This is a genomic window from Mycobacterium sp. E3247, assembly GCF_001667785.1.
Lineage (GTDB): Bacteria > Actinomycetota > Actinomycetes > Mycobacteriales > Mycobacteriaceae > Mycobacterium.
In genome coordinates this window covers 1-1663 of the sequence record NZ_LZJG01000009.1, presented here as the reverse complement: position 1 = coordinate 1663, position 1663 = coordinate 1, and the positions used below count along the sequence as shown (strand labels likewise).

Here is a 1663-nt window from a genome sequence, read left to right as displayed (position 1 = left end):
ATCGCGGGCAACCGCGGGCAGACCAACTACGCCACCACCAAGGCCGGGATGATCGGCCTCACCCAGGCGCTGGCGCCCGAGCTCTACGGCAAGGGCATCACGATCAACGCCGTCGCCCCGGGGTTCATCGAAACCCAGATGACCGCCGCAATCCCGCTGGCCACCCGCGAGGTGGGCCGCCGGCTGAACTCGCTGCTGCAGGGCGGCCAACCCGTCGACGTCGCCGAAACCATCGCCTACTTCGCCAGCCCGGCGTCAAACGCGGTGACGGGCAACGTCATTCGCGTCTGCGGCCAGGCCATGCTGGGCGCATAGCTGCGACGAGGGGAACGCGATGAACCAGCCAAGCGGTCTGAAGAACATGTTGCGCGCCGCCGCGGGGGCACTGCCGGTGGTGTCGCGCGGGAACCAGCTGCCGACGCGCACGGTGGCCATCGAGGAATTGCCCATCGACCGCGCGAACGTGGCGGAGTACGCCGATGTCACCGGCCTGCGGTACGGCAACAGCGTGCCGCTCACCTATCCGTTCGCGCTGACCTTCCCCGCGGTGATGTCGCTGGTGACCGGGTTCGACTTCCCTTTCGCCGCAATGGGTTCGGTGCATGTCGAGAATCACATCACGCAGTATCGGCCGATTGCGGTCACCGACACCGTCGGCGTGCGCGTGCACGCCGAGAACCTGCGGGAGCACCGCAAAGGCCTGCTGGTCGACCTGGTGACCGATGTGAGCGTCGGTACCGACACCGCGTGGCATCAGGTGACGACCTTCCTGCACCAGCAACGCACCAGCCTGTCCGACGAGCCCAAGCCGCCACCGCAGAAGCAGCCCAAGCTGCCCCCACCCAGCGCGGTCGTGCGCGTCAGTCCCGGCCTGATCCGTCGTTACGCCGTCGTCGGTGGCGATCACAACCCGATCCACACCAACCCGATCGCGGCCAAGCTGTTCGGCTTCCCGACCGTCATCGCGCACGGAATGTACAGCGCCGCAGCCGTATTGGCGAACATCGAAGCGCGGCTCCCGGACGCGGTGAAGTATTCGGTGAAGTTCGGCAAGCCGCTGGTGCTGCCCGCCACCGCGGGGCTGTACATCGACGAAGGCCATGACGGCTGGGATATCGCGCTGCGCAACATCGCCAAGGGCTATCCGTATCTGACCGGCACCGTGCGGGCGCTGTAGACGCTTCAGCCCGAGTGCGTCCCCACCCGCCCGCTGACCAGAAGCTTCAAGCCGTACGCACCGACCGCGGTGACCAGGAAGACCAGGAGCAGCCAGAGCGGCGGGCGGGCGAGCTCCCAGACGAAGATCGCCGCCCAGATCGGTGAGCCCTGCGTCACGGCGAGCACGCCGGCGGCGCCCGCCAGCGAGACCGTCGGCCCGTGCAGATGCATTCCGGCCGCCATGTTCATCGTCAGCACCAGCAGCGATCCCGCGGCCGCGCCGGTGGCCAGCGACGGCGTCAGCATGCCGCCGGCGCCGCCCGCACGGAGGAACAGCGCGGTCAACAACGGCTTGAGGGCCAGGATCGCGGCGGCGGCGGACAGCGTCAGCCCGCTGGCCAGGCTGACGGTCAGGATGCTGCGGCCGTTGCCGGGCAACTCCGGCCACCAATGCGAACAGATGCCCATCACCAGCCCGGCGCCGGCGAGCGCGGGGACCAGCACC

Annotated in this window: 3 protein-coding genes; 2 read left to right on the top strand and 1 reads right to left on the bottom strand. The window is 68.9% G+C overall.

Translation table 11 applies throughout. The annotated features are described in order from the left end of the window. The coding region (locus tag A9X04_RS00355) for an SDR family oxidoreductase (protein WP_156764159.1) at window positions 1–315 on the top strand (315 nt) is incomplete at its 5' end. Between the two features lie 19 nt (window positions 316–334). Continuing rightward, window positions 335–1177: a MaoC/PaaZ C-terminal domain-containing protein gene (locus A9X04_RS00350; protein WP_067916662.1), complete on the top strand. Its 843-nt coding sequence runs from the start codon at window positions 335–337 to the stop codon at window positions 1175–1177. Window positions 1178–1182: 5 nt separating this feature from the next. Here the strand turns inward: A9X04_RS00350 and A9X04_RS00345 are convergent. Continuing rightward, a partial coding sequence (locus tag A9X04_RS00345) for a chloride channel protein (protein ID WP_197508954.1) occupies window positions 1183–1663 on the bottom strand: 481 nt, incomplete at its 5' end.

Coding starts and splice junctions, on each gene's coding strand:
- A9X04_RS00350 (WP_067916662.1), top strand. CDS start 335: ATGAACCAGCCAAGCGGTCTGAAGAACATGTTGCGCGCCGCCGCGGGG.